10 protein-coding genes, 2 tRNA genes and 9 pseudogenes are annotated in these 20,883 nt (G+C 37.0%); 2 read left to right on the top strand and 19 right to left on the bottom strand.

Annotated elements, in window-relative coordinates; translation table 11 throughout:
* Window positions 1-35: 35 nt before the first annotated feature.
* The 7 genes and pseudogenes from tyrA to ffh all read right to left on the bottom strand — a co-directional run bounded on the left by tyrA (window position 36) and on the right by ffh (window position 5,774).
* Window positions 36-1,161 (bottom strand): annotated as a pseudogene (gene tyrA / locus ARADI_RS14975) (bifunctional chorismate mutase/prephenate dehydrogenase).
* A 14-nt stretch (window positions 1,162-1,175) separates the two neighbouring features.
* Window positions 1,176-2,076: pseudogene (locus tag ARADI_RS14970) on the bottom strand (3-deoxy-7-phosphoheptulonate synthase); the annotation flags it as partial.
* A 182-nt stretch (window positions 2,077-2,258) separates the two neighbouring features.
* Window positions 2,259-2,612 carry a 50S ribosomal protein L19 gene (rplS, locus tag ARADI_RS14965; protein ID WP_119712520.1) on the bottom strand — a complete coding sequence of 118 codons (354 nt, stop codon included), beginning with the start codon at window positions 2,610-2,612 and terminating at the stop codon, window positions 2,259-2,261.
* A 55-nt stretch (window positions 2,613-2,667) separates the two neighbouring features.
* Window positions 2,668-3,423: a tRNA (guanosine(37)-N1)-methyltransferase TrmD gene (trmD, locus tag ARADI_RS14960; protein ID WP_119712536.1), complete on the bottom strand. Its 756-nt coding sequence runs from the start codon at window positions 3,421-3,423 to the stop codon at window positions 2,668-2,670.
* A 37-nt stretch (window positions 3,424-3,460) separates the two neighbouring features.
* On the bottom strand, window positions 3,461-4,009 hold the full coding sequence (gene rimM / locus ARADI_RS14955) for a ribosome maturation factor RimM (protein ID WP_119712535.1): 549 nt from the start codon (window positions 4,007-4,009) through the stop codon (window positions 3,461-3,463).
* Between the two features lie 15 nt (window positions 4,010-4,024).
* Window positions 4,025-4,273: a 30S ribosomal protein S16 gene (rpsP, locus tag ARADI_RS14950; protein WP_119712534.1), complete on the bottom strand. Its 249-nt coding sequence runs from the start codon at window positions 4,271-4,273 to the stop codon at window positions 4,025-4,027.
* 139 nt (window positions 4,274-4,412) lie between these two features.
* Window positions 4,413-5,774 carry a signal recognition particle protein gene (gene ffh, locus ARADI_RS14945; RefSeq protein ID WP_119712519.1) on the bottom strand — a complete coding sequence of 454 codons (1,362 nt, stop codon included), beginning with the start codon at window positions 5,772-5,774 and terminating at the stop codon, window positions 4,413-4,415.
* A 178-nt stretch (window positions 5,775-5,952) separates the two neighbouring features.
* On the opposite strand from ffh, the pseudogene ARADI_RS14940 reads away from it, so the two are divergent.
* Both ARADI_RS14940 and ARADI_RS14935 read left to right on the top strand, forming a co-directional pair.
* Window positions 5,953-6,739: pseudogene (locus ARADI_RS14940) on the top strand (cytochrome C assembly family protein).
* Window positions 6,740-6,834: 95 nt separating this feature from the next.
* A pseudogene (locus ARADI_RS14935) lies at window positions 6,835-8,096 on the top strand (CNNM domain-containing protein).
* Window positions 8,097-8,145: 49 nt separating this feature from the next.
* Here ARADI_RS14935 and luxS read toward each other — a convergent pair.
* From luxS to ARADI_RS20085, 12 genes and pseudogenes are all read right to left on the bottom strand, one after another.
* Window positions 8,146-8,627: pseudogene (gene luxS / locus ARADI_RS14930) on the bottom strand (S-ribosylhomocysteine lyase).
* A gap of 156 nt (window positions 8,628-8,783) precedes the next feature.
* Window positions 8,784-10,343 carry a glutamate--cysteine ligase gene (gene gshA / locus ARADI_RS14925; protein WP_119712518.1) on the bottom strand — a complete coding sequence of 520 codons (1,560 nt, stop codon included), beginning with the start codon at window positions 10,341-10,343 and terminating at the stop codon, window positions 8,784-8,786.
* Between the two features lie 190 nt (window positions 10,344-10,533).
* Window positions 10,534-10,610: transfer RNA gene (locus ARADI_RS14920), tRNA-Arg, on the bottom strand.
* Window positions 10,611-10,620: 10 nt separating this feature from the next.
* Window positions 10,621-10,713 (bottom strand) — tRNA-Ser (locus tag ARADI_RS14915).
* A 569-nt stretch (window positions 10,714-11,282) separates the two neighbouring features.
* On the bottom strand, window positions 11,283-11,468 hold the full coding sequence (gene csrA / locus ARADI_RS14910) for a carbon storage regulator CsrA (RefSeq protein ID WP_026822683.1): 186 nt from the start codon (window positions 11,466-11,468) through the stop codon (window positions 11,283-11,285).
* A 222-nt stretch (window positions 11,469-11,690) separates the two neighbouring features.
* On the bottom strand, window positions 11,691-14,333 hold the full coding sequence (gene alaS / locus ARADI_RS14905; protein ID WP_119712517.1) for an alanine--tRNA ligase: 2,643 nt from the start codon (window positions 14,331-14,333) through the stop codon (window positions 11,691-11,693).
* A gap of 798 nt (window positions 14,334-15,131) precedes the next feature.
* Window positions 15,132-16,153: pseudogene (gene recA / locus ARADI_RS14900) on the bottom strand (recombinase RecA).
* 105 nt (window positions 16,154-16,258) lie between these two features.
* Window positions 16,259-16,766: pseudogene (gene pncC / locus ARADI_RS20095) on the bottom strand (nicotinamide-nucleotide amidase).
* Window positions 16,763-17,985: pseudogene (gene lplT / locus ARADI_RS14885) on the bottom strand (lysophospholipid transporter LplT). Before lplT ends, pncC begins: the two co-directional pseudogenes overlap by 4 nt.
* Window positions 17,982-20,129: pseudogene (gene aas / locus ARADI_RS14880) on the bottom strand (bifunctional acyl-ACP--phospholipid O-acyltransferase/long-chain-fatty-acid--ACP ligase). Before aas ends, lplT begins: the two co-directional pseudogenes overlap by 4 nt.
* Window positions 20,130-20,211: 82 nt before the next feature.
* A complete protein-coding gene (locus ARADI_RS20090) occupies window positions 20,212-20,472 on the bottom strand; it encodes a shikimate kinase (RefSeq protein WP_255420744.1) in 261 nt (86 codons plus the stop codon).
* A 4-nt stretch (window positions 20,473-20,476) separates the two neighbouring features.
* Window positions 20,477-20,734, bottom strand: a complete 258-nt coding sequence (locus tag ARADI_RS20085) for a shikimate kinase (protein WP_255420742.1) — start codon at window positions 20,732-20,734, stop codon at window positions 20,477-20,479.
* Window positions 20,735-20,883 lie beyond the last annotated feature (149 nt).

The following is a 20,883-nucleotide window of genomic DNA, read 5'->3' as shown; positions in this document are numbered from 1 at the left end:
TAACCGGTTTTTAAAAAAGTATTAGTAACAATAAATTAACAGCTAATATCATTAGCTTGTTGTAATAAGGTATTACTTTCTTGCATGAATCGTTTAGCATCTTGACCAAACCATTAGCTAATTCTATCAAATTGAGAAATAAACTCTTCCTTATCTTTCTCTTTAAGCAATGCAACAGAATGACCAAAGCTTTGGTAATATTTAGCAATTAAATCAATCTCTTGATTGGATGCCATAATAATATCTGCATAAAGCTGTGGATCCTGAGCAAACAGACGTCCAACCATTGTGCTAACTCTAATCGATAAATAGGCGATGAAAGGGTTAACAATTGTTGCAGATCGACTTTTTGTTCTGATAAATATTGTCCATAAGCAAAAGTAGAAAAATGACGAAGTGTCTGGATAAATCCCATACATTTATCATGTTCTACAGCATTAATTTTATGTAATCTCGCTCCCCAAACAGTCAATTGTTCTAATAACCATTGGTATGCTTGTGAATTTCTCCCTTCACAATAAATAATAACATGTTTAGCAATACTATTTACATCTGAGCCAAACATGAGATGTAAGCTAACAACAGGCCCATTATGCGCTGATAACATAGCTTCAAGCGGTTGCTGCTTAATAGAAAAGATATCCATCAATAAAGTATCTTCAGACAATTTCGGCAATCTATGGATAACTTCTAGCGTTGAGTGGATGAGAACACTAATCATTACTACCGCCGGATTAGCCAATAATTCATCAGCTCTATGCCAATCTTGTTCGCTCAAACTATAAACTTCATAGCCCGAAAGTCTAAATAAACGACTAAATAATTTTCCCATCCGACCTTGGCCACCTACAATGATAATCGGTCCTAAATCAGCATTTAATTTTTTAAATCCTTGATTATTTTCATGTAGGTAAGATTCTCGCATAATGCGACGTAAGATATCTTCAATCAGATCAGGGGCAATACCTATTTTTTCCGCTTCTTTGCGACGCGCCTCCAAGATTGAAGCCTCAAGCTCTGGCACATAGATAGGTAACCCTTGTTTTGGCTTTTTACTTCACCAACTGCCGTCACTAATTGCATTCTTTTTGCTAATAAAGCTAGTAATGATTTATCGATTTCATCAATTTGTTGACGTAATTGTAATAATTCTGCTGACATCAATTTACCTTGAATTAACTTGCTTTTTCTAGGGTCTTAATACACTCTTTAAGTACTGAACGAATTTTAATATGTAATTTTCTTAATACTGCCTCTGTTGTTTCCCAACTAATACAAGCATCAGTGACAGAAACACCATATTTCATTTTAGAACGTAATTGCTCTGAAAATTGAATTCCTTCATTAATACGGCTTTCCAGCATCATACCGGTAATTGACCGATTACCATTTGTAATTTGTTCAATAATAGATTCAACAACCTGCGGTTGACGGCGAAAATCTTTTTGGGAATTACCATGGCTACAATCAATCATTAAAGAGGGTTATAAATTAGCATTGCGCATCTGTATTTCACAATTTGCAATATCTTGCGCACTATAATTTGGCTTTTCTCCCCCCCCCCTTAAAATGATATGACCATCAGGGTTACCTTGCGTTTGTAATAAACAAACCTGACCTAATTGATTAATACCCATAAACCGATGTGGCATTACTGCAGCTTTAATTGCATTAATTGCTGTAACTAAATTACCATCAGTACCATTTTTAAAACCAACCGGCATTGAGAGTCCTGAAGCCATTTCACGATGTGTTTGCGATTCAGTTGTCTAGCACCTATAGCGGATCAACTAAATAAATCACCTAAATATTATGGACTATTTGGATCAAGTGCTTCTGTCGCTAATGGCAATCCCATATTGACAAGCGATAATAGTAGTTTACGTGCGATATGTAGTCCTTTTTCCATATCAAAAGAACCATCCATCATCAGATCGCTAATCAGACCTTTCCAGCCCGTAGTGGTGCGTGGTTTTTCAAAATAAACCCGCAGACAATATATAAACTATCACTCAGTTCGATTGCTAACTGCTTTAAGCGATGAGCATATTCAAGCGCTACATCCACATCATGTAATCAAATGAAAATAAAAAAAATTTACGCCTAAAATAAAGAGAAATATTTTCCCGTTTATAAAAAATTACACAAAAGATTTAATAAAAATAACAACGAATAATGCAATAAGCTGAAAATAGGTAATAAAAAAGCTCGCAAAAATTGCGAGCTTTTAAGATTTGCAGGATGAAGCGAAAAGCGAATTATTTAGTGTTCAAGCGCTGTTTAATACGAGCTGCTTTACCAGAACGCTCTCGCAGGTAGTACAATTTAGCTCTGCGAACAGCACCGCAACGTTTAACTGTGATACTGTCGATAACTGGTGAATGTGTCTGGAATACACGCTCAACACCCTCATCATTAGAAATTTTACGAACAGTAAATGCTGAATGCAACCCGCGGTTACGAATAGCGATAACCACGCCCTCAAATGCCTGCAAACGTCTTTTAGAACCTTCAACCACCCATACCTTAACTTCTACGGTATCTCCTGGACGGAATGAAGGGATATTTTGCTTCATTTGCTCTTCTTCAAGCTGTTTAATAATGTTGCTCATAATTACTCTCTTACCCTAGGTAAACTGATATATACAAGACAGTTTGATACAATTCTCAATTAATACGTTGCTGTTCTTCATATTCCTGTTGGAATTCTGCCAACAACATTCTCTGCTCGTCAGTCAGAGCTAGGCTTGTTAGAAGTTCAGGTCTTCTAAGCCAAGTTCGGCCTAGTGACTGTTTTCTTCTCCAACGCTCTATTTCAGCATGGTTGCCAGACAATAAGACACTCGGAACTTCCATGCCTTCTAACACCTCAGGACGGGTATAGTGAGGACAATCAAGTAACCCAGTCATGAAAGAATCTTCTTCCGCTGATGCATGATGCCCTAATACACCAGGAATAAACCGGGAAATTGAATCGATCATTACCATTGCTGGTAATTCTCCTCCACTAAGAATATAATCACCAACTGACCATTCTTCATCAATTTCGGTTTCAATGATCCGTTCATCAATACCTTCATATCGACCACAAACTAAAATAAGCTTTTTATTTGCCGTCAATTGGCAAACACCTTGCTGATTAAGTTTGCGTCCCTGCGGTGAAAGATAAATTACTTTAGCATCTTCACCGATCTCAGATTTTGCTGCATGAATGGCATCTCTAAGAGGTTTTACCATCATCAACATACCTGGACCACCGCCATAAGGGTGATCATCTACAGTGCGGTGCCTGTCGTGAGTATAATCTCGCGGATCCCAACACTGTATATTCAATAGGCCATTTTTTACTGCACGACCTATCACTCCATACTCTGTTATTGTGCGAAACATTTCTGGAAACAGGCTAATAATCCCAATCCACATCATCTTGCGTTCCACTCATAAAACCTTCAATCGACGTTTAAAATCCAGGATCCCAATCTACTTCAATTGTCTTAGTAGTAAGATCAACGTTTTTGATCACCTGTTCATCAAGAAACGGTATTAGCCGTTCTTTAATACCGAATGCATCTTTCAGATTTGCCTTAATTACCAGTACATCATTTGAGCCTGTTTCCATTAAATCCTGAACATAGCCTAAACTATAACCTTTAGTAGTTATGACCTGGCAACCAATCAGATCCTTCCAATAATACTCATTACCTTCAAGTATAGGTAGTTGTGCTGAATCGACGATAATTTCGCAATTAACCATTGAATTAGCAGAACTTCTATCATCAATATGCTTTATTTTGATGATAATATCTTGGTTATGATGTTTCCAACCTTCTAATTCCAGTCGTTGCCACTGAACTGAACGTTGAATAAACCAAGGCTGATACTCAAAAATATCTTCGGCATATTCGGTGGATGAAAAAACTCTGAGCCAACCACGAATGCCATGCGCAGAGCCTAATTTTCCTAACACAATAGGATTAACAGGGATCTTAAGGCAAACCTCTTTGCTCACCACCACCGTAGTAAATTAAGCTGCTTTTTTTGCTTGCTTGATCAACGCCGAAACACGATCAGAAACTGATGCACCCAAACCAACCCAATGTTCAACACGATCTAAATCTAGACGCAACTCTTCCGCATTACCTGATGCGATAGGGTTAAAAAAGCCTATACGCTCAATAAAGCGACCATCACGTGCATTACGGCTATCTGTGACAACGATTTGATAAAACGGACGCCTCTTTGCACCACCACGAGCTAAACGAATTGTTACCATAACATCCTCATTAGTTAACAAAACAACCAGAGCCCCTATCGAGGAATAGAGTCTGGTTGTATATAAAAGCCCCAATATTTTACTCTTTTTAAGATAAAAAGCGATCAAAAGTACGAATCGTTTATTTAATGCCTGGTTGTTAATCGCCAGGGAAACCCGGTGGCATCATCCCTTTCATCCCACGCATCATCTTAGCTAACCCGCCTTTTTTCATTTTCTTCATCATGCGGTGCATATCATCAAACTGTTTAAGTAGTCGGTTAACATCCTGTACCTGTGTGCCAGAACCGGCTGCAATCCGCCGCTTGCGTGATCCCTTAATAATCTCTGGTTTTTGTCGTTCTTTAGTGGTCATCGAGCTAATAATCGCTTCCATTCTAACTAACACTTTATCATCCATTTGTGACTTAACCGCATCAGGAACTTGGGATATGCCTGGCATTTTACTTAACATACTCGCTATACCGCCCATATTTCGCATCTGTTTAAGCTGCTCAAGAAAATCATTTAAATCAAAACTATTCCCTTTTTTAAGTTTATTAGCAAGCTTCTCGGCCTTTTCACGGTCAACTTTGCTTTCTATCTCTTCAATCAGTGATAAGACATCTCCCATACCAAGGATACGAGAGGCAATCCTGTCAGGATAAAAAGGCTCTAAGCCATCAATTTTCTCGCCTATACCCGAAAATTTAATCGGTTTACCCGTAATATGGCGGATTGATAATGCGGCACCACCACGAGCATCACCATCAATTTTCGTTAATATAATACCGGTCAATGGTAACGTTTCATTAAAAGACTTAGCAGTGTTAGCGGCATCTTGCCCGGTCATCGCATCAACGATAAATAAGGTTTCAATTGGATTAATAGTACTATGGATTGCCTGAATTTCTTCCATCATGACTTCATCAACATGCAGACGGCCAGCGGTATCGATGATTAGCACATCGTAAAATTTTAATTTTGCATGTTGTAGCGCATTAGTCGCAATTTCAACGGGTTTCTCGCTGGCAGTTGATGGAAAAAAATCAATCCCTACTGTTTGAGTGAGTGTTTCTAATTGCTTTATAGCCGCAGGACGATAAATATCAGCAGAAACCACTAAAACTTTTTTCTTCTGTTTTTCTTTTAATAATTTGCCTAATTTAGCCACAGTGGTAGTTTTACCCGCACCTTGCAAGCCAGCCATAAGAATAACTGCGGGAGGTTGTACGGCTAAATTTAAAGCACTGTTCTCCTCGCCCATCGCTTTAATGAGCTCATTTTGCACAATTTTAACGAATTCTTGGCCCGGTGTTAGGCTTTTATTGACATCTTGACCTACTGCACTTTCTTTTACCGATTGAATAAATTCGCGTACGACTGGCAAAGCAACATCAGCTTCTAATAATGCCATGCGAACTTCACGTAAAGTTTCTTTAATATTACCATCAGTCAATCTTCCACGGCCACTAATATTGCGCAATGTACGCGAAAGTCTGTCAGTTAAATTATCAAACATGTACTTAACTCAATTCTGTTAAAGGGATCTGCTGTCAGTTAATTTTTATTATAACACGATGATAATTCAATCTCTGCATCGAGTTTCATAAGAATAATGAACAACTGTTGGAGACAATGCTGGCAAACGCTATACTAACTAACTCACATTTAATAAATTAGCTAACAAATAAAATATTATGCCAGTATTCGCTATTATCACCATTAGTACCTATTTTTTGAGTGTGATACTCATCATGCCAGCTTTAGCTGGTAAACAAAAACTTTATGCCAGGCTGACACTCATATCAGCGATTATTGCTCTAGTAAGTCATGGTATCGCATTAAAAACATTGATCTTTGTTAGCGGAGGTCAGAATTTAACTTTATTAAACTTAGGCTCTATCGTCAGTTTGTTAATCAGTATTATTATGACCATTGTTGCCTTTAACAGCCGCGTTTGGTTTCTACTACCAATCGTTTATAGTTTGTCTATTATCAACTTACTATTAGCAACCATTATGCACGGTGAGTTTATTACCCACTTAGAAGCAAGTGTGGCGACTTTTATTCATATCGGGCTAACATTATTAGGCTATGCAACCCTGATAATTGCCGCTTTATATGCCCTACAGTTAGCTTTATTAGACTATCAATTAAAAAATAAAATTAATATTTACACCTGATATGCCACTATTAATGGTTATTGAACGCAAAATGTTCCACATTATACAAGTTGGTGTTATTTTACTGACACTCACCCTCGGGACAGGAATGATGTTTATGGATAATATTTTTAATAAAGAAAACATCCATAAAGCTATTTTATCTATTTGTGCTTGGGTTATTTACATTATTTTGTTATGGGGTCACTTTCATCACGGATGGTGCGGTAGAAGGGTGATTGTTTTTAATCTGATTGGCGCATTTATTTTAACATTGGCTTTTTTTGGTAATCGATTACTACAGCATGTAATCGTCATTTAATTTTTTAGACTATTTTATGATTAACTAATGAACAACATAGGAATTTTACCTTGGAGTAGATCTCAACAAGTACTTTAATCATCATACTTATTGTCATGATTATCTTATCAGCCTATTTTTCTGCCTCAGAAACAGGAATGATGACCCTTAATCGATATCGATTACGCCATTTAGCCAAACATGGCCATCAAGCTGCTCGTCGCGTTGAATCACTATTAAAACAACCAGATCGCCTAATCAGTCTTATTTTGATTGGTAATAATGTAATTAATATATTGGCCTCATCGTTAGCAACCATTGTTGGTAGGAGACTTTATGGTGATGTCGGTGTTGCCATCGCTACTGGTATCTTAACTTTTGTGATCCTGGTTTTTGCTGAAGTGCTACCAAAGACAATGGCGGCACTCTACTCTATCCAGAAAAAGTGGCTTTTCCTAGCAGTCTTCCGCTTAAACCGCTACAGAAATTGTACCCATTGTTTGGTTATTTAACACCATCACCCTTATGTTCATGCGTTTCTTTGGTATTAAATCACCCATTATTAACAGCGATGGGATTAGCAAAGATGAATTGCGTACGATTGTTAATGAATCCAAAAGTAAACTTTCTCGCCGTAATCAGGATATGTTGATATCAATCTTAGATTTAGAAAAAGTTACTGTAGGCGACATTATGGTTCCCCGTAATGAAATCGTTGGGATCGACGTTAATACCGAATGGAAATCGATTATCCGCCAATTAACTCATTCACCAGACGGTCGAATTGTTCTTTACCGAGATACCCTTGATGATATTATCGGCATGCTACGTGTTCGTGAAGCCTATCGAATAATGGTCGAAAAGAAAGAATTTAACAAGCAAAATCTAATCAGAGCTGCGGATAAAATTTATTTTATTCCAGAGAGTACGCCATTAAATACACAGCTAATAAAATTTCAACGTAATAATGAAAAAGTAGGTATTATTATTGATGAATATGCTGATATTCAAGAGCTGGTAACGGTAGAAGATATTCTTGAAGAAATTGTTGGTGATTTTACTACCTCAATGTCTCCCGGTTTAGCCGAGGAAGCTTTACCACAAACCGATGGTTCTGTATGAATTTGATGGTACCGCTAATATACAAGAAATCAATAAAGCTTTTGATTGGCACTTACCAATTGACGGCGCCAGAACTATCAATGATCTGTTATTAGAAGAGCTAGGTGACATTCCAATGCTAAATACTGAAATCCTAATAGGTAAGTACCGTTTTATAGTATTAGCTATCAATAGCAACATGATTAAACAAGTTAAAGCAATGCCGATTGAGCTGCCTTTTACGATAGAACAAAAACCATCCTGGCTATCATTTTAGCCGCTTTTTATAGGCTATTTTATGATGATAATTGTGTTAACTTTTCTTTCTATAACATTAGTTCGTTATTTTTATTAACCACAATGCCCACTTTCAATCACATTGCGAGCAATTTGCTGAGCTTCAACTAAAGAGTGCATTTCATAAGTACCACACTGATATTTATTTAACTCAGGTATTTGATTCTGAGCCGTGACTTTAAGTACATCTTGCATGGCCATTTTCCAGGCATTAGCAACAGATTGTTCATTAGGCTGGCCGATTAGACTCATATAAATCCTGTATGACACCCCATCGGTGAAATATCAATAATCTCTACATTACTACTATTGAGGTGATCACGCATAAAACCGGCAAATAAATGTTCTAATGTATGGATACCTTTCTCCGTTAATAGCTGTTTGGCACACAAAAACGAAGATCAAATACCGTGATTGCATCACCACGAGGAGTCTTCATCGTTTTAGCAATACGCACAGCAGGTGCTTTCATCAGGGTATGATCAACCATAAAACTATCAAGTAATAGCATTACTGTGATCTCCAAAAAATTAATTTTTTACAAAATAAATGGAACTTCCTTTCATATCGCAACTCTTACTTTAGCAAGACGAGAAAAAATTGTTATCATCCTATTTCTCTAAGAGATTTTATTTTGGCCACTTCAAAGTGGCCATTTCTTTTATTTTTACCCGATATGGGTCTTTAAGTAGCGCTCAAAACTTATTTTATCCGCTTGTTCAATTGCAAACTGTTTGCTAATCGAGGTATGATGAACATTAGTAAACTCAGTTTCAGTAATCACTTCATAAGGTTCATTGCTTAATTGTTGATAATAGCTTTTGGCCAATTGCAAACCATATTGACTAATACTTTGTTCAATCATCGGGGATAATATTTGGCCAGAATAAGTAAGATCTGGATTTTCAAACATTGCTATCAATTGAGAACAAATTTCACGATATCGCGTATTACCACTAACATCTAACACATCAGCAACTCTAATTAAATCATCAAATAATATCTGCCCTACCTCTTTTAAAGGTCTCATTGATTCACCACAACCCACACCGATTATTTGTTCAGGTTTACGACCTTCAAGGATCACTCGATTCCAATTCATGCGACAACAATTTAATTCTCTTTCATCCATCACGGGCGCATCCGCTAATACACACCAGATTAAAAAGAGATCAAGAAAATGGATCTGCGCTTCATCAATACCAATGGCAGTAAATGGGTTAATATCCAAAGCTCTAACTTCAATATATTCGATTCCTCTGTTTAACAGTGCATCGGATGGAGACTCATCACCAATAAGCACTCGTTTGGGTCGAATCGGAGCATATAACTCATTTTCAATTTGTAAAATATTGGTATTCAGCTGCAAATGTTTACCATCTTTATTGTATATACCTAATTTTGTAAACTCGGGTGAAGGCTGTTTTATTGCTTGCTTAAGACCAGTAACATAAGTCGTTAGATCATTAAAGGTGATTTTCAGATCACTTTGAGATTTATTGGTATATCCCAAATCACTCATTCGTAGCGATGTAGCATAAGGGAGATAATAGGTTCCTTTAGCTGTCTTCTCAAAAGGAAGATGCCTAGCATTTCCATGCAAAAAAGAACCACAAATTGCAGGCGAGGCGCCAAATAAATAGGGGATAACCCAACCAAAGCGGTAATAATTACGGATCAGTCGAAAGTAACCAGCAGAAATTTCATCCTTACCACTTTCAGCATCCTTAACACCAACCAACGCTTGCCAGAATTCAATCGGTAAAGAAAAATTATAATGGATCCCTGCAATTGTTTGCATTAACGCCCCATAACGATTCTTTAATCCTTCCCGATATAAAGTTTTAAAACGACCAATATTAGAAACACCATATTGAGCCAGTTTAATATTATCTTGGCGCTCTATAAAACAAGGCATACTTAATGGCCACATCAATTCATGATCAAGATGACGTGCTGTATAACGATGTAAATCTCTTAAAAATGCCAGAACGTGCCCAATATTATTATCAACTGAGGTGATGAATTCCAACAAAGCTTCAGCAAAGTCAGTCGTGATCCATGGATGAGTTAACGCTTTCCCTAAGCTATCAGGATGCGGAGACTTAGCCAATCCGCCAGTTCGCGTAATTCTCAGTGTTTCACGTTCAATACCTCGACGAAGACCATGTGAAATATTGGGGCGTGCCTCTAACCATGATAGCGCTTTTAATACATTCGGGATCAAATTGACCTCTCGTTATCCGTTTGTTATTTTTACTTTTAGAAAAGTTACTTTAGCGTAAATAATTAAAATTGTCGCCGTCTAGATTATCTAGAGCAAATCACTAAAGTAATTGATATATTTTTTTAACAAACACATTTGAATTATAAAACAAAAAACCCTGCCGTTAATTGACAGGGTAGGTTTTATGATATGGCGCATCCAGAAGGATTCGAACCTCCGACCGCTCGGTTCGTAGCCGAGTACTCTATCCAGCTGAGCTATGGATGCACTATCAAAATGGCGGTGAGAGAGGGATTCGAACCCTCGATGCAGCTATTAACCGCATACTCCCTTAGCAGGGGAGCGCCTTCAGCCTCTCGGCCACCTCACCATCGAATAAGCAACGAGACAATTTCAAACCATCTCTCTCTTGCGTGGCACTCATATTACTTTCCCCGACTTAGAAGTCAAACAATTTTTCCAATCTTTTTACGTTCTTTTTTTAGTTCGTTTACACATTTCACAATCAAGATGAGTAGTTTAACAACGAAATAAAATAATATGGTATTTTATATTCACCAATAAAAAATCATCAAAACAGGAAGATTAACAGAAAAAAACAGATCAAAAGTAGGTTCTTATCCTTTAATAAAGAAAACTATTCCAGAGTAAAAATAGTTAACCTGAATATTTTCTTTTTATAAGTTATGTCAACTAATAATCTATTGATTTATTTGTAATTTTTTAAAAAAAATGCGTTGGTATCTAACAATTAAAATCCGGCATTTGATTCATAATGTAAAAAATACTAAAAAAAGACATTTTTTACAATCTATCTAATTGGTTTTATAGGATACTAAACTTGAAAAAATACAGACATAAAATAGATGGCAATAAGAAACAGCGCTTATTCTATAAATATAATTAACATATACCTAAGAATGAACGCTTTACTAAAAATTACTGATTATTGGGCTGGCTTTTTTCAGCTTGGATCCGTTGATAAATTTCTTCACGGTGAACAGAAACCTCTTTGGGTGCATTAACCCCTATACGTACCTGGTTGCCTTTTACACCCAGCACCGTTACTGTTACCTCATCGCCTATCATGAGCGTTTCACCAACTCGACGAGTCAGAATAAGCATTCTTTGCTCCTTGAAAATTAAAAAGAGTCGGGTCTCTAGGTTTCCCCACTATTATCCATCACACACCGTGAAAACGTAAAGCAATGATATTCACCTAAAGTATTTAACCTAAAGCAATCATCATACTAATATTGTAGCTAAAAATATAATTTTGTACTTAGGTCATTTAAAAATAATCCGTTAAAGGTTGCATAATTAAGTTATGCAACCATCATGGTTAATTCATGTCAAGCGCGAATTAACCCACTCTTCAACCGATGCTAATGCAGCAGGAAGTGCTGTTATATTAGAGCCGCCGGCCTGAGCCATGTCAGGACGACCACCCCCTTTTCCACCTACTTGCTGCGCAACAAATGAAATTAAATCACCAGCCTTTATTTTAACAGTCAAATCATTGGTTACACCAACAATTAGACTGACTTTATCATTACTTATAGTAGAAAGCACAATAATTGCTGATTTTAATTGATTTTTTAAGTCATCAACAATGATACGTAGCTGTTTAGGTTCAGTGTTATTTAACTGAGTAACTAATAGGTTAACTCCGTTAATTTTTTTAACTTGTTGACTTAAAGAAACACTTTCTTGGGCAGCTTGTTGCCCTTTTAATTGATCTAACGACCTTTCTAATAACTTAACTTTATCTAATGCCGTTTTAATTTTTTCCATTAGATTATTAGCATCACCTTTCATTAATTGGCCAATTTCAGCCAATAAATTGGATTGCTGGTGAAGATCATCTATAGCAACTTGCCCGGTTATAGCTTCTATCCGCCGAATTCCGGCGGCCGTACCCGATTCGCTGCTAATACGAAATAATCCTATATCGCCAGTCCGATTGGCATGAGTGCCGCCGCATAACTCAATAGAAAAATCGCCAATACTAAGAACGCGTACCTGTGCATCATATTTTTCACCAAAAAGCGCCATCGCACCTTTTTCTTTTGCCGCCTCTAAATCGATTAATGTCGTTATAATAGGTTCATTTTTACGAATTTGATAATTTACGATATCTTCTATTTGGCGTATTTGCATTGGCGTCATTGCAGCAAAATAAGAAAAATCAAAACGCAAATATTTCTCATTCACTAAAGATCCTTTTTGGCTTACATGATTTCCCAATACATCACGCAAAGCGGCATGCAACAAATGGGTAGCTGAGTGATTGAGACGAATAGCGTTACGACGTTCAATGTCAATTCTTGCGTCGACCAAATTATTTATCGCTATTGAGCCAGTCATTACCTTACCAATATGTCCAATTGCTTGAGCATATTTTTGTGTGTCAGACACAGCAAATTGACAATGGCTATTGCTAAGTATACCGCTATCACCAACCTGACCACCTGACTCAGCATAAAAAGAGGTTTTATCAAGAATAATAATCCCTTCTTCACCTTGGTTTAATACATTGACAGGCTTACCATAATGAAAAATAGCCGTTACTGCAGCTTGTTGGTTGTTATTTTCATAACCTGAGAAATCACTATGACTATCTACTTGAATGACATCATTATAATCGGTCGCAAATCCACTCGACTCTCGAGCTCGATCTCTTTGCTGCTCCATCGCAGCGTTAAAACCTAACTCGTCGACTTTAATATTGCGTTCACGGCAAACATCAGCGGTTAAATCAAATGGGAAACCATAAGTATCATAGAGCCGAAATGCGATTTCACCAGCTAAAGTGTCGCCTTGTAATTGTGCTAATTCATCATCCAGTAGTTGCAAACCACGCGCTAAAGTACGAGCAAACTGTTCCTCTTCATTCTTCAATGTTTTTTCAATCGTTGCTTGTTGAGATTTTAGCTCATCAGCTGCGTTACCCATTACCTGAATTAATGGTGCAACTAATTTATAGAAAAATGTCTCTTTCGCTCCTAGCATATATCCATGACGAACCGCTCGACGAATAATACGACGCAATACATATCCACGTCCTTCATTAGCAGGAAATACACCATCACCAATAAGAAAAGCGCTTGATCGAATATGATCAGCGATGACACGTAATGATTTATTATTTAGATCCGATAAAGCAATCACTTTAGCAATAGCAGTAATTAATTGACGAAATAAATCAATCTCATAATTTGAGTTAACATGTTGTAATACTGCGGCAATACGTTCAAGCCCCATACCTGTATCAACAGAAGGTGTTGGAAGTGCCTTTAAACTGCCATCAGATTGGCGGTTAAATTGCATGAAAACAATATTCCAGATTTCAATATAGCGATCACCATCCTCTTCAGGCTCTTCAGGTGACCCTGGCGGCCCCCCCCTCATATGTTCCCCATGATCATAAAAAATTTCTGTACAAGGGCCACAAGGACCGGTATCCCCCATTTGCCAGAAATTGTCAGAAGCATAAGGTGCACCCTTATTATCACCTATCCGAATAATACGTTCAGCCGGAATACCAATTTCTTGCTGCCAAATATTATAAGCTTCCTCATCAGTGTGATAAACGGTGATCCAAAGTCGCTCTTTGGGTAAATTAAACCACTGCTCACTTGTCAGTAGTTCCCAGGCATATTTGATTGCATCCTGTTTAAAATAATCACCAAAGCTAAAATTTCCTAACATTTCAAAAAAAGTATGATGGTGAGCGGTATATCCTACATTTTCTAAATCATTATGTTTGCCTCCAGCTCGAACACAACGTTGTGCGGTTGTTGCTCGAGAATAAGCTCTTTTATCCAATCCCAAAAATACATCTTTAAATTGGTTCATGCCTGCATTAGTAAACAATAATGTTGGGTCATTATTTGGTACTAATGAACTACTAGGTACAACTTCATGCCCTTTAGTATGAAAAAAGTTGAGAAACGCTTGACGGATCTCAGCGGTGCTTTTACTACTCATAATTATCCTGAAATCAAGCTGGGAAAATAGATCTATGACTTGATGTGATAAACACATTTTTATCATCAATCAAGTTACCGACGGCATTTTTACCTGGCAAACCTGAGAAATCCTTAAATTGTTTTATGACTAAATCGGTGACAAGGATCTACTAACTGACGTGTATTGATACATCGCTCAAATGCTCAGGCTTTATAGTTACACCTTTCCCTAAATATGTCGTTTTTTAACTAATACAACAACGACTAGTCTGATTAGTTTAACATAAAACGATTTAACTATTATGCAGGGAAACTAACACTACATTAACACTATTTCATTATATTTATTTTCCTATTATTGGGACAAAGCGGTTAAATTTTGTCTCCATCTACATTTAGAAAGATAATTGCCAATAGATAACTCCAGTGGTTAATTTCACTTAGTTTAAATTACGTATAAGCTATAGTTATCAGCTAAATAGAAGATTAAGGAAAGCAATAGCGTAAGTCTAACACAAATTAATCAAAAACTGCGCTTGAATATATTAAGCCAATAATAACAATTTGCTATATATAACAAAACAAAGCACTTTTTGTAAAAAATGAACTAATCATATCCATTAATTGTTAATAACATTGTAAATCCTAATACTATTTTATTAAAGAGTGTTTCAAATGATAATTCAATCTAACTTGTATTAATAACTAATTTATAATAAGCAAAAGGCCATATCCAGATCGAATACAGCCCATAGATTTAATCAATTTTATTTATTAAGTTAAAATTCTTCTGGTAATGAAGTTTCCTCTACCGCTTCTATGTCACAAAATCAGAAGTGGCACTACTAAATTCACCAGAGTGATTAAGCAACATAGCCCGTAATTTTTTATCTAATTCAGTGTAAATTTGCGGGCGTTTTTTCAAATAAACTGTCGCATTTGCTTTGCCTTGACCTATTTTCTCGCCATTATAACTGTACCAGGCACCCGCTTTTTCAATCAATTTATACTTCACACCTAGATCAATAAGCTCACTATAAATATTAATCCCTTCTCCGTACAAGATTTGAAACTCTGCTTGTTCAAAAGGAGCCGTAACCTTATTTTTTACTACTTAACACGAGTTTCACTACCAATAATTTCTTCGCCATTTTTGACGGAACCAATACGTCGGATATCAAGACGCACTGATGCATAAAATTTTAACGCATTTCCACCGGTCGTTGTTTCAGGATTGCCAAACATAACGCCAATTTTCATTCGGATCTAATTAATAAAAATTAATAGTGTATTAGAATTTTTTAAATTTCCGGCTAACTTACGCATCGCTTTACTCATCATACGAGCAGCTAGTCCCATATGTGAATCACCAATTTCACCTTTTGGTGTTAAAGCTGCTACAGAATCGACAATAATAACATCTACTGCCCCAGACCGTGTTAAAGCGTCACAAATCTCCAGTGCTTGTTCACACGTATCCGACTGTGAGAAAAGTAAATTATCAATATCAACACCAAGTTTTTTGGCATAAATAGTATCTAAAACGTGTTCTGCGTCAATAAAAGCACAAGTCTTACCTTCACGTTAAGCTGCCGCAATAACCTGTAATGTTAACGTGGTTTTACCGGAAGATTCTGGGCCATAAATTTCAACAATACGACCTAATGGCAAGCCTCCCGCACCTAAAGCGACATCAAGAGATAATGAACCGATAGAGATAGTTTCTACATCCATAAAACGATCTTCACCTAAGCCCATAATTGATCCTTTACCAAATCGCTTTTCAATTTGACCTAATGCAGCAGCGAGTGCTTTCTGTTTGTTTTCATCAATAGCCATTGTTTAACTCCCCCGAGCAATGAAGTGAAGATAATACTTCACTGCAGATAAGACGATTTGATATCGGTTGTTGATAATTATGCTGTATAAATATACATCATCAAGTTAGTTTTTGATTATTTCTTTCAATAATGTTGTTAATGAAAATATCACGGCTTGGCGTCGGATCTGAATACAATCGCCTTTAAACAAGCAACAACGAGTTACTATCCTTGTAACAGAAAGAGATTTGCTAGCAAAACCAAACTGTACCAATCGGTTTTTCATCAGTACTACCATCAGGGCCGGCAATACCGCTAACTGAAACCGCAAAATCAGCATTAGCCCCTAGCTAACGCTCTTTCTGCCATCTCTATGACAACCTGTTCACTAATAGCACCCATATTTATACAACGTATTTTTACTCACACCTAGCATATCATGCTTAGCTTCATTACTATAAGTAACAAAACCTCGCTGAAAATAGGCATAACTACCTGAAATATCAGTAATGACTTTAGCAATCCATCCTCCTTCCTGTACATGACTCTGCACAAATTATTGTTTTACCCTGTTCCTTTAGGCTATTAGCAAGATTATTACTTAATTCATAGAGCAGCTGCTCACTATTCATTTTAGCCATTTTCCTTTTTCATACATCTTGCGATATAGATACCAAATCCAGAGGATGCCGATTGCTGTTGCAAAGGTTATACCAAACACTATTCCTATCGTAATAATAGAAATACCTGTTTTGAGCGCTAATGAATAAAAGCCTAAGATAATTAGCATAATGGTATTTTCACTTAAATTCTGAATAGCGACAGCATTACCTGCGCCAATCGTGTGTTTGCCTTTTTCTTGTAGTAAAGCATTAAGCGGAACAATAAATAAACCACCTAAAACACCTAATATAATAAGGATCAAATAAGTAGAAAAAAGATGTTGTTGCATTGATAAAATAATAATTATCACACCAATAAAGATCCCTACCGTCATACAACGACTAACTTTATTGAATGTAATGATATGTACCGCAAATCCAGCACCAATGATGATACCTATTGCCAACACCCCATTAAGAAATGTAGGTATAGTATTATCGGTAATATTAAGTGCTATTGGCACCCAGAGCACTAATAAAAAACGCAGTGTTACACCGGCGCCCCAAAAAAGACTGGTACCAATTAAAGAAAATCGCCCGCCATGATCACGCCAAAGTGTTTTAAATAGACCAATAAAATTCAAAATTAGCTGGTGAAAAGCCCATTTTTGTTTATTTTTAACCGACGCTAATCGAGGAATATATAAATTAATCACCTCCGCAATTACATAAAACAGGACACACATAGATAAAGCAAATAACAGATCGATATCGGCAAAAAAACCACCCGCAACAGAACCAAACAAAATTGCCTCTATTGTCGAAGCTTCGATAAAGCCATTTGCTTTAACTAAATTATTGCCAGTGGTGAGCTCAGCTAAGATGCCATATTTTGCTGGCGAGTAAGCTGCAGCACCAATGCCAACTAAACCATAGCAGAGAAAAGGATCCAGTCCTAACAGAATGCCTACCGCTCCGATCAACTCACTAATATTAGTATAACATGACCCGACCTTTGGCAAAACAATCTGCTATTTGTCCCACAAAAGGCGCTAACTATAATATAAGTAAAAATAAACACCACTTGTAAGATAGGTTGGCTCCAATCGAAATAAAGCGTGGCTTTGAGTTGCGCTAAAATGACAAATAATAGGGCATTATCAGCAAAAGCAGAAAAAAATTGAGATAAAAGTAGCGCTTTTATACCTCTAGTTAATAGCGGCGGCGATACTATTAAATCTTTCATCAAGACTGCTCTCCCGCAATTTTTATTAACGCCACAAAATCCGGTTTTCCACTGCCAAGTACAGAAAATGTTTTTAGGTAACGAATATCTCTTGGTACCGCTAATTCAGGTAATCCTTTTTCTTTTGCTGCCGCCAATAATCGACGACGATTTAATGTGTTATCGGTGGTATATAAGATCAGGCTTTCACCTTTATTATTGGTAGTTTTGATAACCACGCCATGCTGAGCATGGGGTGATAAACTACCAGCAAGATGCTCGACTGTTTCTAATGAAACCATTTCACCTGCTAGTTTTGCAAAACGTTTTGCTCTACCACGGATAATACAATAATCATCATTATCAAGTTCAACAATATCACCGGTATCATACCATCCCTCCACATTCTCTCCTTGGCTATTTTTTGCATGAGGCGATTCTAAATGATTAGGATCCTCGACTCGTAAATAACCTTTCATGACATTTGGGCCACGTAACTGTAAACGGCCGGATTTCTCAATACCTGACACCGGCAGTAGTCTGGTTTCAATACCAGGCAAAATTTGACCAACAGTATCAACTTTAGCCGCCATAGTAACGTTGATTGATACAATTGGGGTACATTCGGTCATACCATAGCCTTCAAGTATTCGGATACCGAATTTGTCGAACCAAATTTTTTTGTGCTTTTAATAAGTTTTTCAACACCTGCAACAACATAACGCACGCGCGCAAAATCATAAGGGTGAGCAAAACGGGCATAATGTGCCAGAAAAGTAGGAGTAGCAAAAAGTACTGTGCAATTTTTGTCATAAACCAACTCTGTGATCACCCGATAATGTAGTGGACTAGGATAAAACAGGACATGACTACCGGAAAAAATAGGAATGAATAAACCTACCGTCAGCCCAAAAGCATGGAAAAGCGGTAATGCGGACATAAATCGATCTTTAGGCATAAAATCAGGCCACTGTTTTAACTTGCTCTACATTAGCCAATAAACTGATATGGCTATTAACTACCCCTTTAGGAGTTCCCTCCGATCTTGAGGTAAAAAGGATCAATGCCGCATCATCTGGTTTTGCTGGTATAAGCGCTTTTTTTGGCAATAGTAAGTGATATAGGATCCATTTTTTATCTTGCCAAGTCAGGGTGTTTTGTAGATCTTCTAAAAAAATCCAATTGACTTCAGTAACCTGTTCAGGCAAATGTAATAACTTACCTTTTTCAATAAACTGATGAGAACTAAAAATTGTTTTAATGGATGCCGCTTTGATGGCATTTTTAAGCCATTGCTACCAGCAGTATAATTCATCATGGCAGGGATCCGGCCACGTAATATTGCGCCAAAAATAGTAGCCGCAGTCATTGTTGCATTAGGTAAAAGTAAGCCGATATGTTCATGCTGTTTGGTATAACGTTCAATAATAAGCCCCGCCGCTAAGGTTTTCTTGAGAAAACTTTGATAGCTGTCTTCTAAAACTAATATCTTCAATACAAGCCGTGAAACGGCCAAAACGTTTCATCGCAGCAAAATAAGCTTTCATTAATGTTTACTGGCAGCGACTATGCAGTCGAGCTTCTTTCATAATCTTATAAAGTTGTACTCCTGCCTACCGCCGGCGCTCTGCCGCTCGTTTCGCCTCAGGCATGGTAATTTTTGTGGCTGGTAAAATCGTCAATGTTATTTTAGGAAAATATTTGAGCTTAAAAATGCCTTTCAACCGACTGAAGTAACTCAATTCAGGTCCATCAATTCTAATCGGAATAACTTTAGCGCCTGTTTTTGCCGCAACAAAAGCAACACCATCATAAATTTTCATCAGTGAACCATGAACGCTAATTCTTCCTTCAGGAAAAATGACGATCGGACGCCCTTTTTCTATTTCTCTAACTAAAGTTCGAATAGTGATTGGGTTGGCAGGATCAAGCGGAACAACATCGGCATAGGGTGTTAATAATTTAATAAAGCGTGGTGTGCCGATAGATGAATAAACAGCAAAAAGCGGGCGAATAGGTAAAAAAAAAAGAGTGAGCAGGATCCCATCTAAAAAAGAGATATGATTAGGTGTTATTAAACATCGCTCATATTCTTTAACTTTTATTTCACCAACCACAGTCACGCGAAAAAGAAACTGGAATATTGCGCGCAATAATTTTATCAGCATATCTCTTTCCTTACCCCTTAATGTTATCGATCATTTTAGAGTACATCTATCACTGAAGATAACTAACTTAGCAAAATTGAGATCATACAAAGTATTTTTTATCGTTTTGCAAAAAACGGTCTATTTGGTAAATAACTTTTGTCGTCGGTAAAGCGGCATCAATAATGTAATCAGCGATATCTATATAGTAGCCTTCTCTTTCATTCATTATTTCAGCTATCTCTTCTGCTAAGGGCTTACCTGTTAATGTTGGTCGTTGTGAAATTTCAGGATCAGCAGAAAAACGCCTACTTAATACATCAAATGGGGCTTGTAAATAAATAATACAGCCATTTTTTTTCATAAAATCACGATTTTCTTTCAGTAAAATAATCCCTCCTCCCCGTTGAGATTACTGAGTTTGGCTGTCGTATTGATCGCAACACGCTGGACTCCAAATCACGAAAGCAATCCCAACCATCTCGTTCAATTAACTCGGCAATACTTATTTTAGCATTTTGTTTAACTAACAAATCGGTATCAAAAAAATGACACATCCTAGATTCAGCTAACGTTCTTCCTGCTGTTGTCTTCCCTGCACCTCTTGGTCCAATAAGATAAAGCATATCAAGTCGTCCTAATCGATAATTTATTTAATTAGTTAGAACATATATGTCAGCTTAACAAGCGAGATTTAAAATTTACAAAAGTAAAAATTCTAAATTTCCACGATTAAAATAAAGCCACACAACAACAGTGTGGCTCAAAAAATCGT

This window comes from Arsenophonus endosymbiont of Aleurodicus floccissimus (assembly GCF_900343025.1).
Taxonomy (GTDB): domain Bacteria; phylum Pseudomonadota; class Gammaproteobacteria; order Enterobacterales; family Enterobacteriaceae; genus Arsenophonus.
This window is presented reverse-complemented; position numbering and strand designations above follow the sequence as displayed.

What these genes read in the sequence shown, in the direction of transcription:
- trmD (WP_119712536.1), bottom strand. Translation starts at nt 3,423, where the DNA reads ATGTGGATTGGGATTATTAGCCTGTTTCCAGAAATGTTTCGCACAATA.
- rplS (WP_119712520.1), bottom strand. Translation starts at nt 2,612, where the DNA reads ATGAGCAACATTATTAAACAGCTTGAAGAAGAGCAAATGAAGCAAAAT.
- csrA (WP_026822683.1), bottom strand. Translation starts at nt 11,468, where the DNA reads ATGCTTATTCTGACTCGTCGAGTTGGTGAAACGCTCATGATAGGCGAT.
- ARADI_RS20085 (WP_255420742.1), bottom strand. Translation starts at nt 20,734, where the DNA reads ATGCTTTATCTTATTGGACCAAGAGGTGCAGGGAAGACAACAGCAGGA.
- rpsP (WP_119712534.1), bottom strand. Translation starts at nt 4,273, where the DNA reads ATGGTAACAATTCGTTTAGCTCGTGGTGGTGCAAAGAGGCGTCCGTTT.
- ffh (WP_119712519.1), bottom strand. Translation starts at nt 5,774, where the DNA reads ATGTTTGATAATTTAACTGACAGACTTTCGCGTACATTGCGCAATATT.
- ARADI_RS20090 (WP_255420744.1), bottom strand. Translation starts at nt 20,472, where the DNA reads ATGAAAAAAAATGGCTGTATTATTTATTTACAAGCCCCATTTGATGTA.
- alaS (WP_119712517.1), bottom strand. Translation starts at nt 14,333, where the DNA reads ATGAGTAGTAAAAGCACCGCTGAGATCCGTCAAGCGTTTCTCAACTTT.